Below are 19,751 nucleotides of genomic sequence, written 5' to 3' on the forward strand. Positions count from 1 at the left end.
GGTAGTCACGGGGCCACCCAGGCCTTCCGGCCCGCACCTACGCTGAAAGCATGACTTCGGACAACCGTCTGGGCGCATTCCTCCGGGCCCGCCGCGAACTAGTCCGCCCCGAAGAATTCGGACTGCCGGGCGGCGGCCGGCGCCGGGTCGCCGGTTTACGCCGCGAGGAGATCGCCATGCTCGCGGGCGTGAGCGCCGACTACTACGTGCGGCTCGAACAGGGGCGCGACAAACATCCGTCCGAGCAGGTCGTCACGGCGCTGGCGCGGGTCTTCTCGCTGGACGACGAAGGCACCGCGCACCTGCGGGAACTGGCACGGCCCACAGCGGCGCGCCCGCGCACCCCGCGCCGCCCGGAACGGGTGACGCCCGGCCTGCTGCGGCTGATGGACGCGTGGTCCCATACGCCGGCGCTGGTACTCGGCCGGTATCTGGACGTGCTGGCCGCGAACCCGCTGGCCGCTGCGGTGAACACGTGCTCGGTTCCGGGGGTGAACCAGGTGCGGATGGTTTTCCTCGATCCCCGCGCTCGCGACGTGTACCCGAACTGGTCCGGGATCGCGGCGGATACGGTGGCGAGCCTGCGGGCCACCGCGGGTACCGACCTCGACGACCCCCGGCTGACCGAACTCGTCGGCGAACTCTCCCTCAAGAGCGACGAATTCCGCCGGCTGTGGGCGCGCCACGACGTCCGGGCGAAAACCTCGGGTGTCAAGCAGTTCCACAACGAGCTGGTGGGCGAGCTGACGCTGTCGTACGAGAGTTTCGCGGTGAGCGGGGCGCCGGGGCAGCTGCTCATCGCCTATCACGCCGAACCCGGGTCGTCCTCGGAACGGTCGCTCGCCCTGCTCGGCAGTCTGATCACCGACAACTCCCCGGTGATCGAATCCCGCCCGGCCCGCACCGTCGCCGATCAGTAGAAACGTCCACGTCCGGGCGCCGTACCGGCGGCCGATCACCGGACCTGTCCACACGGCGCCGACCGGTTCGAGCCGTCCCTCGCCGGGACGGGAATGCGGGTAGGAGTGGTCCGCGCAGAATGGCGGCGAGCACACGCATCGCTGCGGCAGCGCCGGGCCCGATCAAACCGAAAGCTCACCGACGACTTTCTCCACCCGGCCGGCCCGGGTTTCCGCGCGTTTGGCGGATTCGACCGCGAGCACATGCGCACGGCGTTTGCTGTAGGACAACGCGTCGAACGCTTCCCGCGCCCCCGGGACAGCGGCCAGCGCGGTGGCGAGATCGCCGGGCACAGTGACAGTGCGTTCCGCCGTATCGAGTTCGACGCCCACCGTCACGGTCTCACCCGCCGACACTCCGGCCGCGTTCCGGTTCTCCGCGTTCAGCGGGATCATGTACTCCCCGCCGTAGACCGCGACCGTACTGCGATAGGTGTGGCCACCGATCTCGACCACCACCTTGGGTTTCTTCCCACTGCCCAGCTCGTCGACCACCCGGGCGGGCACCCGGAAATCGGTGGCGGTCTTACCACCGAGTTCGATCACGGTGTCGAAGGTGAACATCTCCGCCCTCCGTGGCTCGTCGCGTCCCGGCCAGCTTAAACGGGTCGCGGCCGTTAGGGTCGGGGTATGGGCAGCGGCACGGGTGCGGCGGTGGAGCTGACGGTGGGCGACCGCGAGGTACGCATCACCAACCCCGACCGGGTGTACTTCCCCGAAACCGGCGCCACCAAGCTGGATCTGGTGCAGTACTACCTGAGCGTCGGCGACGGGATCGTCAACGCGCTGCGCGACCGGCCGTGCATGTTGCACCGCTTCCCGAAGGGCCTCGCGGGCGACAAAGTGCACCAGAAGCGGCTACCGGCGGGAGCGCCCGAGTGGGTGCCCACGGTGCGGGTGTTCTTTCCGCGCTACAACCGGCACGCCGACGAACTCTGTGTCCGGGAACTCGCCGATGTGGTGTGGGCGGTGCAGATGTCCACGGTGGAATTCCATCCCTGGAATTCGCGCCGGGCCGATACCGAGAGCCCGGACGAATGGCGGATAGACCTGGACCCGATGCCGGACTGCCCGTGGTCGCGGGTGCAGCGGGTGGCCGGGGTCGTGCACGAAGTGCTCGACGAGATCGGCGCGGTGGGGTGGCCGAAAACGTCCGGTGGCAAAGGGTTGCACGTGTATGTCCGGATCGCCCCGGAGCACGGGTTCCAGCAGGTGCGCCGGGCGGCGCTGGCATTCGCGAAGGAAGTGGAACGCCGGGTGCCCGACGAGGTGACCACCACCTGGTGGCGCCGCGACCGTGACCCCGGACTGCTGTTCATCGACTACAACCAGAACGCCCGCGACCACACCATCGCCGCCGCCTATTCGGTGCGCGGTGTTCCCGCCGCCACCGTATCCACACCCGTGACCTGGGACGAGATACCGGATATCCATCCCCGCGATTTCACCATCGCCACCGTCCCCGCCCGCTACCGCGAACTGGGCGATCTGCACGCCGGTATCGACGATGCGGTATTCGACCTCGCGCAGCTGATCGACCGGGCCGACCGCGACGAGGTCGACCTGGACGAGGACAACGAGAACAGCTGACCGCCCGGTGTTCCGGCTCGCCCGGCGCACGCCGTGGGAAGCGGATCGCCTCCCGGACCGGATGCCGAGGACGAACGGGACGACCGTGGTGCGCCACCCCGCCCATCAGGGCGGCGTGGCGGGAGCCGACCGGACGACCGCCGGGCCTCACCCATCAGGTCGGGGTGGCGAGGGCGAACGGTAGGACCGCCGGGGCACCCGCGCGGCGCAGGGTCCACGCTGCGACGGTGAAGGTCCAGCCGGAATCGGTGAGGGTGTCGACGAGCAGGATCGGGCCGTCGGCGGCGGACAGATCGGGGACCTCCCACGAGTCGTACAGGGCGGCGACCCGATGCGCGGAATTCACCGCCGAGACCGGCGGGTGGTCGGGGCGCAGGTGCAGGGTTCCCAGGTTGCGGAGGCGGCCGATGGTGGCGAGGCGGTCGGCCAGGGAGGTGGTGAGTACGGGGTGGTCCGGTGATTCCAGGGCGAGAACGGCGGTGGGCCGGACGGCCCAGTCCCATTCGCGGAGCACCGGGATACAGGCCTGGACCACTTCGTCGGGGACCGGCCCGTCGGGTCCGTCGAGAAGGGGACGCAGCCGCCGGCCCCAGCCGAGGGAGTTGAGCCGGCCCAGGACGCGTCCGGTTTCGGCGCCCTCGGTGATTTTCCCGGCGAGCGAGATGCCGAGTTTGGCCATCCCGGTCGGCCACTGTTTGCGGGGCGCGAGGTCGAATCCGGGGCGGTCCAGCCGAGCCCGGGTCGCGGCGACCGCGCCGGTGTCGACGGTGGTGTCGCGAGGGTTGCCGGTGCAGTTGTCGCAGCGGCCGCAGGCGCCGGTGCCGGGGGCGGCGGCGGTGAGAGCCGGATCGTCGAGCTGACGGCGCAGGAACTCCATCCGGCAGCCGGCCGTGCTCTGGTAGTCGAGCATCGCCTGCTGTTCGGCGGTGCGGGCCGCGTCGAGACGCTCGTAACGATCGGCATCGTAGGTCCAGGGCTGCCCGGTGGACAGCCAGCCGCCGCGCACCCGGCGCACCGCGCCGTCGACATCGAGCACCTTCAGCACCATCTCCAGCCGCGACCGGTTCAGCTCCACCAGGGGTTCGAGGGCGGCAGTGGATTGCGGGCGATCGTGGTCGAGAGCTTCGAGAACCGAGCGGACCACGTGCTCGCGCGGGAACGCGACGGAGGCGAAATAGCTCCAGATCCGGGTGTCCTCGGGACCGGGCAGCAACACCACCTCGGCGCGTTCGGTGGCGCGGCCCGCGCGACCGACCTGCTGGTAGTACGAGATGGGCGAGGAAGGTGCCCCCACGTGCACCACGAACCCGAGATCGGGTTTGTCGAAGCCCATACCCAGAGCCGAGGTGGCGATGAGGGCTTTGACCTCGTTGTCCAGCAGCGCGGTCTCGAGGGCTTCGCGTTCGGCCGGATCGGTCTGGCCGGTGTAGGCCGCGACCTTGTGACCGTGCGAGGTGAGCACATCGGCGAGGTCGTGCGCACCGGCGACGGTGAGGGTGTAGACGATGCCGGAACCGGGCAGCTCGTCGAGCTGCTCGCCGAGCCAGGTGGTGCGTTCCACCGCGTCATCGAACCGGACCACCGACAGATGCAGTGATTCGCGGTCCAGGCTGCCACGCAGCACCAGGGTGTCGGTACCGATCTGGCCGGCGACATCGGTGACCACGCGGTCGTTGGCGGTGGCGGTGGTGGCCAGTACCGGCACCTCGCTGCCCAGATCGGCGATCAGGGTGCGGATCCGCCGGTAATCGGGCCGGAAATCGTGTCCCCAGTCGGAGACGCAATGCGCCTCGTCGATGACGACGAGACCGGCGTCGGCCGCCAGCCGCGGCAGCACCTGATCGCGGAAGTCCGGGTTGTTGAGCCGTTCGGGACTCACCAGCAGCACATCGACCGCCCCGGCCGCCACCTGCTCGTGGATCTCGTCCCATTCGGTGACATTGCCGGAGTTGATGGTGGCCGCCACCACCCCGGCCCGCTGCGCGGCCGCCACCTGGTTACGCATCAACGCCAGCAGCGGCGACACGATCACCGTCGGCCCGCGGCCCTGCGCACGCAGCAGTTTCGCGGAGATGAAATACACCGCCGATTTCCCCCACCCGGTGCGCTGCACCACCAGCGCCCGGCGTTTGTCCACCACCAGCGCCTCGATCGCGACCCACTGGTCCTCCCGCAACCGCGCCCCCGGCCCCGCCAGCTCCCGCAGCAGCGCCTCCGCCCGCTGCCGTAGCCCACCGGCGACTTCGCCGGCCTCGCCCACTGTGCTGCCCGCTGCGGTCGTCATAGGCCCCATCCTGCACCAGCCCACCGACACCGCTACCCCGGCGGGCCCGCGGCCGCTGCCGCGTCACGGACCCACAGGTGCGCAGAGCCGCTACCGGTGGCACCCGCGACCGTCGGACCGGCGCACCACAGTGCCGCCGCCGCGATTCATCGGCCGCCGGTGCACAGCGCCCGGTCTGCCCCCGCCGCCGCACGGTCGGCAGCTTTCACAGGCGGCCCCTGCTACGACCCCGGATCACGAACCGCACCGGCGGATATCTCCCGGCCCGCACGTTCGCAACTGCACCGCAGCTACCCATGGTGAACCGGGAACTGTGCTCGGAGTACGGCCGGACCGGGATCCGGTGAACGACCGAGCCGGGCCGGGCACAACGGCGACGGACCGCCGAGCGGACGCACCGCCGACTTCGGCGGCGGGATCGCTCCGAGCCGAGCATCCTGCGTCCGCTGCGCTGATTGCGCCGCCGGTTATCCGAGCAGATCGTCCACGTAGCACCAGCGCCACGCCTCACCCGGTTCGACGCTGCGGATCACCGGGTGACCGGTCGCCGCGAAATGCCCGGCCGCGTGGTTGCCGGGTGAGGAATCGCAACAGCCGATATGCCCGCAGTCCAGGCACATTCGCAGATGCACCCAGGTCATTCCCGTGGCCACGCATTCGGCGCAGACGTCGGGTCCGGCCGGGTCGCACACCAGGGGGGCGGCGCGCAGATGGGCGCAATCGGCGCCCGTATCGGTGGGTCCGAGCAGCGGTTCGGGTTGCTGTTCGTCCTCGGTCTCGTCGAATCGGTCGATCATCGATTCCTCGAGGTCGAGCCGGGCCAGCACATGCTGCAGGATCTCGTAGTCGGCGTCGCCGGTGTCCCGGACCATCAGCACGGTCTCCCGTTCGGCGCGCAGCATCAGCAGGCGCAGCCGGCGGTACTCCGCGGTCGGGGTCGCCTGTTCGGCCTCGGGGCGGCCCAGCCGTTCCCAGGCGGCGTTGGTCCGCCACGCCACCCGGTCGCGGAGTGACTGCACGACCTCCGGGGGTGTGTCCGGGCCGATCGCGGCGTCGAGGGCGGCCAGGCCCGCCGTGGACGCCCGGCTCAGCAGGGTCGCCTTCTGCAACGCGTCCTCCGCCCGGCTCGGTGCGCGCAACCGCAGCCGCCGCACCAGCCACGGCAGCGATGTGCCCTGCAGCAGCAGCGTGCCCGCCACCACCACGAGGGCCAGCAGTTTCAGTACCGGAAGCTGCGGTGTATCGGCCGGTAGCAGCAGGACAGCGGCCAGGGTCACCACACCGCGCATACCCGCCCAGGAGACCACCGCGGGGTGGGTGAACGGTACCGCCGACCGGCCGGTCACCCGCTCGAGCAGCGCCCACGCGAAAATCCACAGCGGCCGCGACAACATGACCGCCAGCAGCACCGCGACCGCCGCGACCACGACGGTGACATGGTCCAGCCCGCTCTCCCACGCGCCCTCCACGATCCCGCGTACCTGCAGGCCGATCACCAGGAACACCGTGCTCTCCAGGAGGAACTGGACCGTCCGCCAGTTCAGGCGTTCGGCGGTCCGGGAGGCCGCGCTCTGCCAGATCTGGGCATTGTGGCCGAGGATCATTCCGCAGGTCACCACCGCGATCACACCGGAGGCGTGGATCTCCTCTGCGGGCAGGTATGCGAGGAAGGGCGCGAGGAACGACAACGACGTATCGAGGACCGGATCGGTGATACGACGACGCAGCAGGGCCAGCAGATACGCGACGGCGATCCCGACCAGCGCGCCGCCGCCCGCGGCGAGCAGGAAATCGCCGCCCGCTTTCCACAGCGAGACGGTGCCCGCCGACGCGGCGATCGCCGTGCGCAGGGCCACCAGCGCGGTCGCGTCGTTGAACAGCGACTCGTCCTCCAGGATGGTGACGATGCGCCGCGGCATACCGATCCGCCGCGCCACCGCCGTGGCGGCCACCGCGTCCGGCGGCGCGACCACCGCTCCCAGGGCCACGGCCACGGCGAACGGCACCGGTAGCAACCACCACACCACCGCCGCCACCGCGAACGTGCTGAACAGCACCAGCCCCACCGACAGCAGGGCGATGGTGCCGAGATTGGCCCGGAAATCCACCAGCGAGGTGCGGATCGCCGCCGTGTACAGCAGCGGCGGCAGCAACCCGAGCAGCACGATCTCCGGTTCCAGGTGCACCTCCGGAACGAACGGCAGGTACGAAGCGGCCACGCCGGCCAGCGTCAGCGCCAGCGGTTCGGACACCCCGGACCGCCGGGCCAGCGCCGCCACCAGCGCCGCCGACGCCACCAGAACCACAAGGCCGATCGCTACATGCACTCCGGCATTCTCGCAGGACGACCGGCCCGGGCTCGGCGCCGCCGGTCCGAGAGCGGGCGGACCGGAGGAAGGGCACGGCGGCTCGGGCGATCAGGCGGGGCAGTCATCCGTCGGTACCGCACGCTCCGCTACCGACGCCTCCGGACCCCACTCGCTCATGGGCGCGCCTGCCGCCGGTCCGCGGCGGTCACCGGCGGTAATGTCTGCGACCCGGTCCCGGCCCGCATGGGCAGCACCTGGGACCCCAGGACGACCGCCGGCCACGGGTCGATCTCCCGGCCCGCGACCAGCGCCCGGGTGAGCACGGCGGCGCAGGCGGCATCGTCGCCGGGATCGAAATCGGGCGGGACCGGGGCGCCCGCGCCCGAGATCGCGCAGTACCCGATCGGCCGCTGCCACCGACCGGCTCGGCGCCGCCGGGTCGGCGTGGCTGCGGTGATCCCAGCCGCTGTCCTCGTCGGCGAAGTACACGCCGGTATCCGTCGCGGGGCCGGCGAGCCGATCCCGCACCACGGCCACATTCTCATCCGGTTCCATCGCCGTGACCTCCTCCGGGCAGCACCGTCACCGTGCCCGCCGCGCCGTCGACCCGGATCCGCATTCCGGTCCGCAATTTCCTGCTGCTGCCCGGCACCTGCACCACCGTCGGCACGCCGAGTTCGCGGGCGACGATCGCGACATGGGCGAGCAGGCTCCCGCGTTCGATCACCAGTGCCGACGCCGACGACAGCGCCACCACCCAGCCCGGGTCGGTGCGGTAGGCGACGAGGATCCCACCGGCCACATCGCGCGGCTCGTCCACCAGCACCGCCGTCCCCTCGGCCACCCCCGCGGCCGACGGTGTCCCGGCCAGCACATCGCCGGGCACCGCGGCCGGCGTATCGGTCAGCGCAATCCAACCCTGTTCCGCCAGTTCGGCATCCGTGAAACCGGGACCCACCGTGGTGAAACGCGCGGGCGCGACCAGTTCGGCATCGGCGGTCCGCGCGACCTTGCGCGCCGTGATCCGATCCGCCAGATCCGGCATCGGCACCCGGTCGTAGCAGTTCCGCAGTTCGTCGACGGTCAGATAGAAGACGTCGGTGAATTCGCCGATCACCCCGCGCGCCGCGAGATCGCGGCCCATCACCCGGATCATCCGTTTGACCATGCCGAACGCACGGGCCCGGCAGAACCGCAACCGTTCGCGGTGCGCGGCGCAGCGCGCGGTTTTCGCGCGCACCCGGTCGTAGAGCCACCGGCGGATACCGCGGAGGTGTTCGTCGAGGTAGGCCTCGGGGTCGAGCGGCGCCGCGGCGCCCACGGGTTCCGGGGCGGCGACCCGGCCCAGCGCACTGCGCAGCAGCACGAACAGCCCCGCCGGTTCCTCCCGCAGATCCGGGGCCTCCAATTTCAGTTCGTCCACGCTGCGGTAACCGTAGCGGTCGAGGTAGGAGTCGATTTCGGCGCGGAACTCGTGGTAGCCGCCGGCACGCAGGGCCGCGTAGGTGCGTTCCGGGGCGGTCGAGAGCAGCAGGGCGGTCAGTTCCGGGTCGGTGTGCGCGCGGCGGGCAAGCTCGGTCATCGCGCGAGCGGGTTCCGCGGATTCGCTATCGGCGCCCGGACCCACCAGCGCGTACAGCAACGATTCCGGCGCCTGGGGCAGGAACGCCTTCGTCAGCCGGAACATGGCGCCGGTGAGGGTCAGCAGGGCAGCGTCGAGCACCGTCATCGGCCCCCAGCGCAGTACCAGGTCGCGGTCCACCCGCCGGTAGACGGCGTAGGCGTGCTCACCGTGCACGTATTCCATGGCGTCGTAGCGGTCGTACACGCGGTGGAACTCGGCGCAGAACTCACGCATCATCGCATCGATACCGAAGATCCGGCGGAGATAGATGGCAGTGGTCCGGGTCCGCGACCACACCCGCTGCGGCCACGAGTCGAAGGTGAAGGGCCGCAGGGTTTCCGCGATCTCGTCGGATAGCGGTTCGGCCACCCCGAGCGCCGCCTCCAGAACTTTGCGGTTCAGCGGGTAACCGGGCGCGATGCCCGCCGTCCGGTACCAGTGCAGCAGGTTGTAGTACACCCGGCCGTGGAAGATTCCCAGCAGATACGGACTCCACGTATCCGTTTGCCGCACTTGCTTTTCCGGCACACCCAGCGATTTCGCGTAGCCCCGGTACACGCGGCCGTAGATACCGGCGGCCACGGTGAAGGTGAGCGGGGAGGTCGGCCCCGGGAAACTTTCGATGATGTCGGAGTTGTCCCAGATCCGCAGGTCACCGGGCGCCAGCGGCTCCCCGGCGCCGCGCAGCACCGCCGCGCCGGCCACCGGATCGACCCCCGGGAGGAGGCGCAGCCCCCGGTAGCCGTCCGCCGCCGGCCGGTCGGCGCCGGGCAGGGCGTCGCCCGGGCCGGTGATCGGCCGGGCCTGCAGGAACCACAAACCCTCGCCGTCGATCGCCCATTCGAAGTCCTGGGGACCGCCCAGCGCCTCGGCCAGCCCGCGGCCACGGTCGGCGAGCAGGATTACCTCCTCGTCCCCGAGCACGGCCGCGCTGCGACGCTGCCCGTACACCTCCACCACCGCCGGGCCGGTCCCGTCCGCGGGTACATATTCGACATCCTTGTCACCCACCGTGCGCTCGACGACGGTCCCCGATTCGTCCACCACCACCGTATCGGCGTCCACCGCCCCCGAGACCAGCCCTTCCCCCAGCCCGTACACGGCACTCACCACCACCTGCTCGGCCGAACCGGTCGCCGGGTTGCGGATGGACAGCACACCACTGGCGCGCGCCGGGACGAACCTTTGCAGCAGAACAGCGATCTCGGTGACCGGCGGCCTGCCCCGCGCGAACGTGTACCGGACCACCCGGTCGGAGAAGCCGGACAGCCAGCAGTCCCGCACCCGCGCACCCAGTTCGGCCGCACCGATGTTCAAAGACGAATCCAACAGTCCGGCAAAGGAATCCGATCCACCACCCTCGCCCGCCACCGACGACCGCACAGCGAGCGGCGCGGCGCCGAGCCGGTAGTGCGCGGCGGATAGGAGCTCCTGGACCCCACAATCGTCGAACGCGGCCTCCGCGGCCGCGATATCCGCTCGTATCCGGCGCGCCAGATCCAGTGCCGTATCGAGATCGGCGGCGACGGCCAGCTCGCCGATCGGTTCCCGTAGTCCGGCGGCGGCCGCGAATTCCGCGAAGACATCGGTGCCCAGTACCAGCCAGTCCGGGACACGCGCACCCGCGACACCCAGCGCATACAGTCCTCGCGCCTTGTCGCCGCCGAAGGCCGCGATATCCGCTTCGCCGTCGTCCGCTCCGAGCACCCGCAAGAACCGACCTCCAACCCGGTCTGCCGCGGCAGAACATCGCCGCCCGTTCCGCATGAGTAAACCCGAGGAATACCGGGTTTATCGCCCATTCGAAGCTTGTGTTGACCCACAAGCTCTTCCCTCGCGACAGCGCGGTGCGCCGGGCGGCCCGATCCCGCCCACCGCGCGGCGACCCACCGCCCCACCGTGCATACCTCCGGCGCACGCCTCGGCGGTGCACGGCATCTGTCCCGCCGTTCCGTATTGCTTCCGGCGCGGCCGCGCACGGGGTACCCGGTCCGGTCACCGAATCGGCCGATGCCGGGAGCGCGGACCCGCGACGTGGCCGCCGAGCTGAGCGATCGTGCCGCGGCGCCGGCTCGGCTCCCGCCGCGCGGAGTGCGGATGAGCTCCACCCGGCGGCACCCATTAGGCTGTTGTGGCCCGCGCAGGTTTCGGTGAGGATGTGATTCCGCGTGAGTTGGAGCCTGACCCCCGACGAGTTCGCACATGTATGGCGCCAAGCCGACCTGGACCGGCTCCCCTATCCCCTTCGCGTCCTCGAAACGCCGCGCACCGAACGCGACGCCCGTTTCCTGCACGCCGAACTCGCCCAGCGCCTCCCCCCGGACCCCGACCTGGAAGCCTGTCTGCGCATCCTCGCCGCCCCGCATACCCGGGTGATCGCCATCGGCGGCGCCGCCGAACCGGGCCGCGAACTGCGCGCCCTCGGTTGTGTCGTCCACGACCGCGCCGTCCTCGCCGTTCAGGAACCCGGACGTACCGCGGAATTCGGCGGCACCGTATCGCTGTCCATCGGTCACCGCGCCAAACTCGGCGCCCGCTTGGCCGCACTGCTCCCGGACGCCCCCGCCGGCCGCCGGCCCGCGCGAACCGCCTCCACCGCCGCGGTCCGCGACACCGAAACCGTGGTCCAGGCCGAACGCGCCGCCACCCCGATCCGCAAACTGCTGTGCGCCCCGCACACCGCCCAGGGGCATATCCGGATCGAGGCGCATCTCGACCGGCCGAAACCACCCCCCGCGCTGCACTACACCTGGCTCGACGTCGAGAACGACGGCCGCTACCTGCTGAAGGCCGACGAAACCGTACATATCGTGCCCGCCTCCACCGAACAGCTCGCCACCCATCTGCAGAAGCGGATCCCCGCCGGAGCCCGGTGATCGCCACCGACCCGCTGCCCACGAACGCCGCTTGCGGTTAGGCTGAGCGGGACCGACGGAGGGGTACGCGTGTCATGCAGATCGAAGACAGTCGAGCCGAGATCGTCCGGTTCCGCCAGGCAGCCCATGCGGGAACCGTCAAGTTCGATCCGGCGGCGGCCCGCCGCTGCGCGGACTACTACGATCGGCAGGCCGATCAGCTGATCCAGTTACGGCAGCGCCTGGAGGACGCGGCCGACCCGCGCGGTTTCGGCGGCTTGATCTCCGCCGAGCAACTCCAGGCCGGTTTCGGCCACAAGGCCCGCGACGCCGCGGCCCTGCTCGACCACTACATCGAAGCCGCCTATCGCATGAAAGAGGCCTTCCTGATCAGTGGCGGCCTGTACGAGGAAGCCGACGCCGCGAACGCCGCGGCGCTGCGCGCCGTCGAGGCGAGGGTCGCCCGGTGATGAGGAGGTTTCTGTGAGCGGCACCGATCCCGATTACATCAGCGCGATGGAGCATTTCGAATCCATGCGCCACGAGGAGATCTACCGCGCCACCCAGCAGATCGACGCCGGCGAGATCTTGCGTCTCTCCGGCACCTGGATGCACGCCGCCGCCGCTTTGCAGAGCTCCTTCCCGCTCACCCGCGCCAGCGCGAACCTGGTGATGAACGAGGCGGAATGGGAAGGCGAAGCCGCCGACGCCGCGGCCGCCTGCACCCGCAGCTTCGCCGAATCGATCGAGGAACTGGCCGGTGTGATCGGCCAGGTGGGGCTGCGCCTGGGCGCGGTGGCCGCCGCCGCGGAAGCGGTGAAGATCGCGGTGGTCGCGCCCGGCGATTCCGGCCCCGTCGGCGCCCTGGCCCGCCTGCTGGAAGCCGCGAAGGTGATCGACGCGCATCTGGTGCAGGAGGTCCTGCGCCAGGAAGCGATCCTCACCATGAACATGGTCTACAAACCCGCCTACACCGCCGCCGGCAGCGGCGTCCCCGCCCTCCCGGAACCCCCGGCACCCCCCGGCACCCTCCCACCGCTGTCGCCGCCCCTCGCCGCCTCACAGGTTGCCCCCGCCCCCGCGCCGGAACCCTCGTCCACCGGCACGCCCCCGGAACCCGAGAGTGCCGACCTGCCCGACCAGCCCGGCACCATCCCGGCACCCCAGCCACCCGCCACACCGGCGCCGGAAACGGTTCCGCCGCAAGACCAACCGGACACAGCCCCGGCGCCCCCGGCGCCTGCCCCCGAGCAGGACGGGGAACGACCGAGCCCGACCGAGCAACCGACTCCCCCCGCACCGCCTCGGGAAACCCCCGAACCACCGGCACCAGAACAGCCACCGGCCGCCGCCGCACCACCCCAGAGCCCGACCGGCGTCCCCCTCTCCGACCCCGCCGGCCAGCCCGGAATCACCGGACCCGTACCGGGCCGGCGCGCCCCCGACCAGCCCGGCGTCATACCACCACAGGCCTAGCCGGGTAATCCGCTGCGGCTGTCGGCCACCGGAAGCAACGAAGCCGGACAGGTCTGACAGTTCTCGGACCGCAGCGGAGAAACGTCAGCCGAAACCGGGGATTGCGGAACCGGTGGGGACCTGGGAACGGGGGTAGGCACCGGCGACGGTCCAGTTCATGGGTACGCCACCCATACACCCCGGGTTGATATCCCGGGCGGTGTGTGGTTCGAAATGCTCCGACCAAGGATCCAAGCGAGTGGTCAGCACAGGTGCCGCCGCCGGCGGATGCGGGCCCGTCGGCGGCGGAGGCGGGACAAGGACAGAACAGGTCACGAACCCGTGGATGATGTAGGCCTCGGCGGTGTCATTGGTACAGCGCGCACCATCGCAGTAGACCCCCGGTGCGAGATCGACCGCGGAAGCGCCGGGAACAGCAACACCTGATCCGGCAAAGCTCGCCGTAGCGATGACAAGCACCCGGAACGCGTTTCGAATCTTCATGGTCCCCCTCGGACATCTATTGCGACCGACATTACTTGTTGACCAATTGCACGACAATGCTTTACGGCCCCGGTATCGCCCGGGCCTCCAGGAGTTGTTCATCCAACGTCCGGGAAGTCCTGCACCCGCGAGAACCGGTCGTGGTTCAAGGGGAAGGGGTCGGCCGTGCTCAGTTCGATCCGGGTCGGCCGTCCGTCGAGTTCCCCTTCCAGAGCACACGACGGCAGATTCACCCGGCCGTCCTATGGTGAGGAGATGGAGGCCGGATCGGAACCCGACGCAATAGTCGCCCCGATCGCCCGGGCAGTCACGGAAGTGCTGGGCGGCAATACGACCGGGCTGTACCTGTACGGTTCGGCGGTGACCGGCGGGTGGCGGCACGACAGCGATATCGACCTACTCGCAGTGGTCGACGAGAGTCTCGGCGACGAGGTACGAGACGCCCTGGCCGACATGCTGTTACGTGCTTCCGGTCGCTGGCCCCGGTCGGGTCCGGCGCGGCCGGTGGAGCTGACCGTGGTCGTCCGCGACGATCTGGTGCCGTGGCGCTACCCGCCACGGTCGGATTTCGTGTACGGCGAATGGCTGCGCGCGGAGTTCGAGCGCGGTGACCTCCCCACGCCCACCGAAGATACCGATCTCGCATTCCTGGTCACCATGGCGCGAGATTCCGGGGTGGCGCTGGCGGGTCCGCCCGCCGCTCACCTCCTGGATCCGGTCCCGGCGGGCGACCTGGTCCGCGCGATCACCGCCGGATTGCCGGAACTGATCGCCGGTGTGGACGGTGACGAACGCAATGTCGTCTTGACGCTGGCCCGGATGTGGGTGACCGCCGAGACGGGCGCCGTGGTGTCCAAAGCCGATGCCGCCGCGGCGCTCCTGCCCCGGCTGCCCGCCGAGCACGCCGCGGTGCTGCGGCTGGCCCGAGCCGGCTACCTCGGGGAAGCCGCCGACTCGTGGACCGATCGCCGGACCGAACTGCTTTCCTTCCTGGGGTATGCCGGGGAACGGATAGCGGCCGCCTGCGCCGCCCAGGGATGATTCACGGCGCGGCAACCGGCGGACGAGCCGGCCGCGCAGGACGTGCGGCCGGCTCACCGCTGATCGCGGGCATCGCGTTCGGCCGGGAAGCAGTGCGGCACCCACGGCGGTGACCGATCACGACGCCCGCTGAACCCGCTACCAGGCGATCGGCCCGGATGCGCCGACGAACGCACCATCCGTACACGGGTCGGCGGATTCCGCGGCGGACAGGATGATCCGTGCGGCGTCGTCCGGTGTGGTCGGCGCGTCCGCGGAAGCCGGTGCCAGCTCGGTGGCGACGAAACCCGGGCAGACCGAGGTCACCCGCGCCGGGGTGCCGGCGAGCATTTTCGCCAACCCCACGGTGAGACTGTTCAGCGCCGCCTTCGACGCCTGATATCCCGGCACCACCATCGAGTAGTAGGCCGACTCCGGGTTCCGCTGTTCGGTGAGCGAACCCATTTCGGTGGACACATTGACGATATGCCCGGCGGGCGCTCGCCGGACCAGCGGTAGCAGGGCTTCGATCACGTTGGCGGGGCCGAAGGTGTTGGTCATCAGCGTCTCGGTGAACGCACCCGGATGGGCGAAGTTCACCGCCCCGGAAACCGTTGCCTCCGGGAGGATCCCGGCATTATTCACCAGCACGTCTATGTGATCGTGCCGTTCGCCCAGCGATTCGGCGAGGCAGCGGGCACTGTCCACCGAACACACATCGAGCACTTCGCCCTCCGCGAGGAGGCCCTCGGCGCGCAGATCCCGCACCACACCCTCCACCGCCTCCGGTCGCCGGCCGGTCACCACCACTCGATACCCCTTGCGGGCGAACGCGGTTGCGGTCGCCCGCCCGATTCCGCGCGTCGCCCCGGTGACCACGACGATGTTCTCCGCCATCTCGAATCCTTTCGCGTTTGCTCGTACTCTTCGAGCAAACGCGATCGGGCGCCTGCACGCTGGCAGGAAACGGCCATCACGTTCGCCTCCCACCACAGCGGCGGAACGCGACTCAGTAGTGATAACGGGCCTGTGCGATGAGGATGTTGTCGCCGGAGACGCTCACCCGCGCCGATCCACTTCTCGACCTGGTCGTACGTCCAGGAAGGCGTCGGATAGCATTGCCCCGGCCGCGATGCGGCCCGCGGCGTGGTGAGGGAACCCGGTGGGAGTCCGGGACTGGCGCGCAACGGTGACACCCGTGCAGGTGGAGTCCGATCGCTCACGCGCCGCACCGACGCCGGCCTCGCGCACAGGCCCAGATGCAAGGAGTCACCGTCCTGATGCGGTCTTTCCCGCTGATCATCGCCACCGTACTGGCCGCCGCGGCGCTCGCGGGGTGCTCGGCCACCGAAGCCGTAACCGGCGGCGATACCGCCGCCGCCGGTTACCCGCTGAAGATCGTCAACTGCGGGGTGGAGGTCACGGTGGACGCACCGCCGCAGCGGGCGGTCGCGCTGAACCAGGGTGCCGCGGAGATCATGCTGTCGCTCGGCCTGGCCGACCGGATGGTGGGTACCGCGAGCTGGACCGACCCGGTGCGCGAGAACCTCGCCGCCGATAACGCGCGGGTCCCGCGGCTGGCCGACAACAAGCCGTCGCTCGAGGTGGTGCTGGATACCGAACCCGATTTCGTTGCCGCGTCCTTCGGCGGCACGCTCGGCCCGGGTGGTGTCGCGGAGCGCGAACAGTTCGCCCGGCTCGGCGTGCCGTCTTACCTGTCACCCACCGACTGCGACGGCAAAACCGAGGCCAGTGTCAACGCCGACGGCGCCCGCACCGAACCGCTGACCATGGATTCGGTGTACCGGGAGGTGCGCGAGCTGGCGGCGATCTTCGATGTCCGGGAGCGCGGTGAGCAGCTCGTCACCGACCTGCGGACCCGGTATGACGCCGCGGTCGGCCGGATCGCGGCCCGCGACGTATCGCTCGCCTACTGGTTCGCCGACACCTCCACCCCTTACGTGGCCGGCTGCTGCGGATCGTCGGGGATCATCACCGACGCGGTCGGCGCGACGAACGTTTTCGACGACACCACCAACGAGTGGCCGCAGGTGAGCTGGGAGACCGTCCTCGACCGCGATCCGACCGCCCTGGTCCTGGCCGACCTGAGCCGGCGCAGCCTGGCCGGTGACGCGCTCGACAGCAAGATCTCGTTCCTCGAATCGAACCCGGTCACCGCGCGGCTGAGCGCGGTCCGGAACAAACGCTACATCGTCGTGAACGGCGCGGATCTGAACCCGTCGATCCGGACGATCGACGGTATCGAGAAGGTCGCCGGCGCCCTGGAGCGGTGGGGTTACGGTTCGTGAGTCCGCAGCCGGCGCCCGCACCCGCGGCGGCCCCGATCACGCGCACGCCCGCGACGGCGGCGCTGGTGCTGTGCGGACTGGCCGTACTCGCCGGTTCGATGGCGTTCACGATCACGATCGGTCCCGCGGACCTGTCCATCGGCGATGTCTACGGTGTGGTCTTCGAAAAACTCGGCATCGGCGACTCCGCGGTGTCGGCGATCCGGGAAGGCATCGTGTGGGAACTGCGGCTGCCGCGGACACTGCTCGCCGCGATCTGTGGTGCCGGGCTGGCCGTCTGCGGGGTGATCATGCAGTCGCTGCTGCGCAACCCGCTCGCGGACCCGTTCGTGCTCGGCATCTCCTCGGGCGCCTCGACCGGCGCGGTGGTCGTGGCGGTACTCGGCGTGGGCGGCGGGCTGGTGTCGCTGTCCACCGGTGCGCTGATCGGCGCACTGGTCTCGTTCGGACTGGTGCTGTTGCTGGCGGCGGGGGCGGGCGGCGGCGCCGCCAAAGTAGTACTCGCCGGAGTCGCGGGCACCCAGCTGTTCTCCGCGCTCACCTCGTTCATCGTGCTGTCCTCGGCGGACGCCGAACGCACCCGCGGCATCCTGTTCTGGCTGCTCGGCTCGCTGGCGGGCGCGACCTGGACCGATGTCTCGGTCACGGCGCCGGTCTGTGCCGCCGGGTTCGTGCTGTGCTGGTGGCGGCATTCCGCACTCGATGCGTTCACCTTCGGATCGTCGGCGGCGGCGACCCTGGGGATCGCGGTCGGGCGCACCCGGCTGCTGCTGCTCGTGGTCACCGCGCTGATGACGGCGGTGCTGGTCAGCGCGGCGGGGGCGATCGGTTTCGTCGGCTTGGTGCTTCCGCATGCCGCCCGGTTCCTGGTGGGACCCCGGCACAGCCGGCTGCTTCCGGTCAGCGCCGTCCTGGGCGCGATTCTGCTCGTCTGGGTCGATGCGCTCGCGCGAACCGTCTTCGCGCCGCAGGAGGTGCCGGTCGGTGTGGTCACGGCGTTGATCGGGGTGCCCGCGTTCGCGCTGCTGCTGTTCCGCACGCGGAGTACCGCATGACCCGGCGGGCCGACCCGGCGTCTCGGCCGGCCGACTCTACGACAGAGGTCGCGGTATGACACTGAGCGGCACTCACCTGTCCTGGACCCGCGGCGGCAACCTCGTCGTCGACGACGTCGATATCCGGCCGGCCCCGGGCCAGACGGTCGGACTGCTCGGACCCAACGGGTCCGGAAAATCCTCACTGCTGCGGCTGCTCGCCGGAATCTCGCGACCCGACCGCGGCACCGTCACCCTCGACGGCACTCCCCTGCACCGCCTCGGCCGGCGACCGCTGGCCCGCCGGGTCGCGATGGTCGGCCAGCACGCGCATACCGAGGTCGATATCACGGTCCGCGATATCGTCCGCCTCGGCCGGATCCCGCACCGCGATATCTTCGGCACCGATTCACAGGAGGACCGAGCCCTCGAACGAGCCCTGGCGGCCACCGGACTCTCCGGGCACGCGCACCGCACCTGGCACACCCTCTCCGGCGGCGAACGGCAGCGCGCCCAAATCGCCCGCGCCCTCGCCCAAGAGCCCACCGAACTGCTGCTCGACGAACCCACCAACCACCTCGATATCGCCCACCAGCTCGAGATCCTGGACCTGATCACCCGGCTCCCGATCACCACGGTGATCGCCCTGCACGACCTCAACCTGGCCGCCATGTTCTGCGACTACGTCCTGGTTCTCGACCGCGGCCGGGTCGCCGCCCACGGCACCCCGGCCGCCACCCTGACCGCCGAACTGGTCCACACCGTCTACGGTGTCCACGCCGATATCACCGTCGAGGACGGCATCCCCGCCATCCGCTACCGCCGCCCGGCGCCCGACTCACTCCCCATCGGGAACTGACGACACTTCGGTACACCTCGGCAACACGACCGCTCCGGGCGGGCGAGCACCGGCACGTCCCCGGGCGGGCTACGCCGGCGCAATCCGTCGATGCGCTCGGTCCGGCTACAGCCCGGCGAAATCGGGGTGACTCACCGGAGCACTGAGCAGTCCGGCGCACGCGTCGGTGAGGAAGTAACCGAGGGCTGTCCACTGCGGGGTCTGCGAACCTTCGTCGATCCGAGCTTCGTATTCGGCACAGATATCGATGATCATGCGACCCATCACCCGCTCTCGTCCGGCCTTCACCGTCGCGGGGACAGCCGACAGCAATTCGTCGATACCGGCGATGAGCCGTTTCGAGCTCTCGTCGGAGCGAGCGGTTTCGGCGAGCATGGCCGCGGTCGACGGCGTGGTGGCGAGAAGACGCTGGAACCGCGCCCGCCGGGTCGGCGCCGGCAGGGAGCCGATATGACCGGTCACCGGCAGGATCAGGCATTGCAGGTATTCGGTGAGAGTCGGCTCGGCAGGGAGCCGGGCGAACAGTTCGGCACGGAGCCGGCTCACCGGTTCCCGGTACCGGTCGATCAGGGCGCGCAGGAGTTCGTCGCGGCCGCCGAAGTGATAGGTCACGGCCGAATGGTTGGACTGTCCCGCGTATTCGGCGATACGCCGGTTGGATACCGAATCGATCCCGTGGACTGCGAAGAGTTCCTCGGCGGCGTCGAGAAGCGCCTGTCTGGCCAGATCCCCACGCCGTCCCACCGTTGCCTCCTCGCTGCCGTCGCGCCCCGGGCCTCGCCGGCTCCCCATCCTGCCGCCGGATCACGCACCTGTGCTTGCGATCAGTATCACAGGCCGCCGGATTCACCATTTTAAGTCAGCTGGCGTAAATTATGTTCTGTACCGGGTGAGTGGTTCCAGGGAATCGATGATGCTGCCCCACCACCGGAGATCCCGACGATCCTGT

General features: G+C 70.2%; 17 protein-coding genes. 9 read left to right on the top strand and 8 right to left on the bottom strand.

Features of this window, described 5'->3' with window-relative positions; translation table 11 throughout:
* The first annotated feature begins 50 nt into the window (after window positions 1-50).
* Complete coding sequence (locus ACQEVO_RS23535) at window positions 51-920, top strand: helix-turn-helix transcriptional regulator (protein ID WP_432916936.1); 870 nt, start codon at window positions 51-53, stop codon at window positions 918-920.
* Between the two features lie 162 nt (window positions 921-1,082).
* On the opposite strand, the gene ACQEVO_RS23540 is transcribed toward ACQEVO_RS23535, so the two are convergent.
* Complete coding sequence (locus ACQEVO_RS23540; protein WP_432916939.1) at window positions 1,083-1,523, bottom strand: YdeI/OmpD-associated family protein; 441 nt, start codon at window positions 1,521-1,523, stop codon at window positions 1,083-1,085.
* A gap of 66 nt (window positions 1,524-1,589) precedes the next feature.
* On the opposite strand from ACQEVO_RS23540, the gene ligD reads away from it, so the two are divergent.
* Window positions 1,590-2,549, top strand: a complete 960-nt coding sequence (gene ligD / locus ACQEVO_RS23545; RefSeq protein WP_432916942.1) for a non-homologous end-joining DNA ligase — start codon at window positions 1,590-1,592, stop codon at window positions 2,547-2,549.
* A 154-nt stretch (window positions 2,550-2,703) separates the two neighbouring features.
* Here the strand turns inward: ligD and ACQEVO_RS23550 are convergent, their stop codons facing one another.
* The 4 genes from ACQEVO_RS23550 to ACQEVO_RS23565 form a co-directional block, all read right to left on the bottom strand.
* Complete coding sequence (locus ACQEVO_RS23550; protein ID WP_432916945.1) at window positions 2,704-4,833, bottom strand: RecQ family ATP-dependent DNA helicase; 2,130 nt, start codon at window positions 4,831-4,833, stop codon at window positions 2,704-2,706.
* A 467-nt stretch (window positions 4,834-5,300) separates the two neighbouring features.
* Window positions 5,301-7,160, bottom strand: a complete 1,860-nt coding sequence (locus ACQEVO_RS23555; protein WP_432916948.1) for a Na+/H+ antiporter — start codon at window positions 7,158-7,160, stop codon at window positions 5,301-5,303.
* 155 nt (window positions 7,161-7,315) lie between these two features.
* Complete coding sequence (locus tag ACQEVO_RS23560; protein ID WP_432916951.1) at window positions 7,316-7,687, bottom strand: hypothetical protein; 372 nt, start codon at window positions 7,685-7,687, stop codon at window positions 7,316-7,318.
* A complete protein-coding gene (locus ACQEVO_RS23565) occupies window positions 7,684-10,473 on the bottom strand; it encodes a PEP/pyruvate-binding domain-containing protein (protein ID WP_432922956.1) in 2,790 nt (929 codons plus the stop codon). Before ACQEVO_RS23565 ends, ACQEVO_RS23560 begins: the two co-directional genes overlap by 4 nt.
* Before the next feature lie 461 nt (window positions 10,474-10,934).
* Here ACQEVO_RS23565 and ACQEVO_RS23570 point away from each other — a divergent pair, with 461 nt between their 5' ends.
* The 3 genes from ACQEVO_RS23570 to ACQEVO_RS23580 all read left to right on the top strand — a co-directional run bounded on the left by ACQEVO_RS23570 (window position 10,935) and on the right by ACQEVO_RS23580 (window position 13,097).
* The gene (locus ACQEVO_RS23570) at window positions 10,935-11,642 is read left to right on the top strand and encodes an ESX secretion-associated protein EspG (protein WP_432916953.1); all 708 of its coding nucleotides are present in this window, start codon (window positions 10,935-10,937) and stop codon (window positions 11,640-11,642) included.
* A 74-nt stretch (window positions 11,643-11,716) separates the two neighbouring features.
* The gene (locus ACQEVO_RS23575) at window positions 11,717-12,091 is read left to right on the top strand and encodes a hypothetical protein (protein WP_432916956.1); all 375 of its coding nucleotides are present in this window, start codon (window positions 11,717-11,719) and stop codon (window positions 12,089-12,091) included.
* Window positions 12,092-12,104: 13 nt separating this feature from the next.
* Window positions 12,105-13,097: a hypothetical protein gene (locus ACQEVO_RS23580; protein WP_432916959.1), complete on the top strand. Its 993-nt coding sequence runs from the start codon at window positions 12,105-12,107 to the stop codon at window positions 13,095-13,097.
* A gap of 581 nt (window positions 13,098-13,678) precedes the next feature.
* Here the strand turns inward: ACQEVO_RS23580 and ACQEVO_RS23585 are convergent.
* The gene (locus ACQEVO_RS23585; RefSeq protein ID WP_432916962.1) at window positions 13,679-13,813 is read right to left on the bottom strand and encodes a hypothetical protein; all 135 of its coding nucleotides are present in this window, start codon (window positions 13,811-13,813) and stop codon (window positions 13,679-13,681) included.
* Window positions 13,814-13,835: 22 nt separating this feature from the next.
* Between ACQEVO_RS23585 and ACQEVO_RS23590 the strand changes: the two genes are divergently transcribed.
* Window positions 13,836-14,621, top strand: a complete 786-nt coding sequence (locus tag ACQEVO_RS23590; protein WP_432916964.1) for an aminoglycoside adenylyltransferase family protein — start codon at window positions 13,836-13,838, stop codon at window positions 14,619-14,621.
* Between the two features lie 138 nt (window positions 14,622-14,759).
* On the opposite strand, the gene ACQEVO_RS23595 is transcribed toward ACQEVO_RS23590, so the two are convergent.
* Complete coding sequence (locus ACQEVO_RS23595) at window positions 14,760-15,497, bottom strand: SDR family NAD(P)-dependent oxidoreductase (protein WP_432916967.1); 738 nt, start codon at window positions 15,495-15,497, stop codon at window positions 14,760-14,762.
* Between the two features lie 383 nt (window positions 15,498-15,880).
* Between ACQEVO_RS23595 and ACQEVO_RS23600 the strand changes: the two genes are divergently transcribed.
* The 3 genes from ACQEVO_RS23600 (at window position 15,881) to ACQEVO_RS23610 (ending at window position 18,802) form a co-directional block, all read left to right on the top strand.
* Complete coding sequence (locus tag ACQEVO_RS23600) at window positions 15,881-16,909, top strand: ABC transporter substrate-binding protein (RefSeq protein WP_432916970.1); 1,029 nt, start codon at window positions 15,881-15,883, stop codon at window positions 16,907-16,909.
* Between the two features lie 98 nt (window positions 16,910-17,007).
* Window positions 17,008-17,964: a FecCD family ABC transporter permease gene (locus tag ACQEVO_RS23605; protein WP_432922959.1), complete on the top strand. Its 957-nt coding sequence runs from the start codon at window positions 17,008-17,010 to the stop codon at window positions 17,962-17,964.
* A gap of 55 nt (window positions 17,965-18,019) precedes the next feature.
* Window positions 18,020-18,802, top strand: a complete 783-nt coding sequence (locus ACQEVO_RS23610) for an ABC transporter ATP-binding protein (protein ID WP_432916973.1) — start codon at window positions 18,020-18,022, stop codon at window positions 18,800-18,802.
* 105 nt (window positions 18,803-18,907) lie between these two features.
* Here the strand turns inward: ACQEVO_RS23610 and ACQEVO_RS23615 are convergent, their stop codons facing one another.
* Window positions 18,908-19,546 carry a TetR/AcrR family transcriptional regulator gene (locus ACQEVO_RS23615; protein ID WP_432916976.1) on the bottom strand — a complete coding sequence of 213 codons (639 nt, stop codon included), beginning with the start codon at window positions 19,544-19,546 and terminating at the stop codon, window positions 18,908-18,910.
* Window positions 19,547-19,751: the final 205 nt, after the last annotated feature.

The organism is Nocardia sp. CA-290969, from assembly GCF_050936135.1.
Classification (GTDB): domain Bacteria; phylum Actinomycetota; class Actinomycetes; order Mycobacteriales; family Mycobacteriaceae; genus Nocardia.

Coding starts and splice junctions, on each gene's coding strand:
- ACQEVO_RS23535 (WP_432916936.1), top strand. CDS start 51: ATGACTTCGGACAACCGTCTGGGCGCATTCCTCCGGGCCCGCCGCGAA.
- ACQEVO_RS23540 (WP_432916939.1), bottom strand. CDS start 1,523: ATGTTCACCTTCGACACCGTGATCGAACTCGGTGGTAAGACCGCCACC.
- ligD (WP_432916942.1), top strand. CDS start 1,590: ATGGGCAGCGGCACGGGTGCGGCGGTGGAGCTGACGGTGGGCGACCGC.
- ACQEVO_RS23550 (WP_432916945.1), bottom strand. CDS start 4,833: ATGACGACCGCAGCGGGCAGCACAGTGGGCGAGGCCGGCGAAGTCGCC.
- ACQEVO_RS23560 (WP_432916951.1), bottom strand. CDS start 7,687: ATGAGAATGTGGCCGTGGTGCGGGATCGGCTCGCCGGCCCCGCGACGG.
- ACQEVO_RS23575 (WP_432916956.1), top strand. CDS start 11,717: ATGCAGATCGAAGACAGTCGAGCCGAGATCGTCCGGTTCCGCCAGGCA.
- ACQEVO_RS23590 (WP_432916964.1), top strand. CDS start 13,836: ATGGAGGCCGGATCGGAACCCGACGCAATAGTCGCCCCGATCGCCCGG.
- ACQEVO_RS23595 (WP_432916967.1), bottom strand. CDS start 15,497: ATGGCGGAGAACATCGTCGTGGTCACCGGGGCGACGCGCGGAATCGGG.
- ACQEVO_RS23600 (WP_432916970.1), top strand. CDS start 15,881: ATGCGGTCTTTCCCGCTGATCATCGCCACCGTACTGGCCGCCGCGGCG.
- ACQEVO_RS23605 (WP_432922959.1), top strand. CDS start 17,008: ATGGCGTTCACGATCACGATCGGTCCCGCGGACCTGTCCATCGGCGAT.
- ACQEVO_RS23610 (WP_432916973.1), top strand. CDS start 18,020: ATGACACTGAGCGGCACTCACCTGTCCTGGACCCGCGGCGGCAACCTC.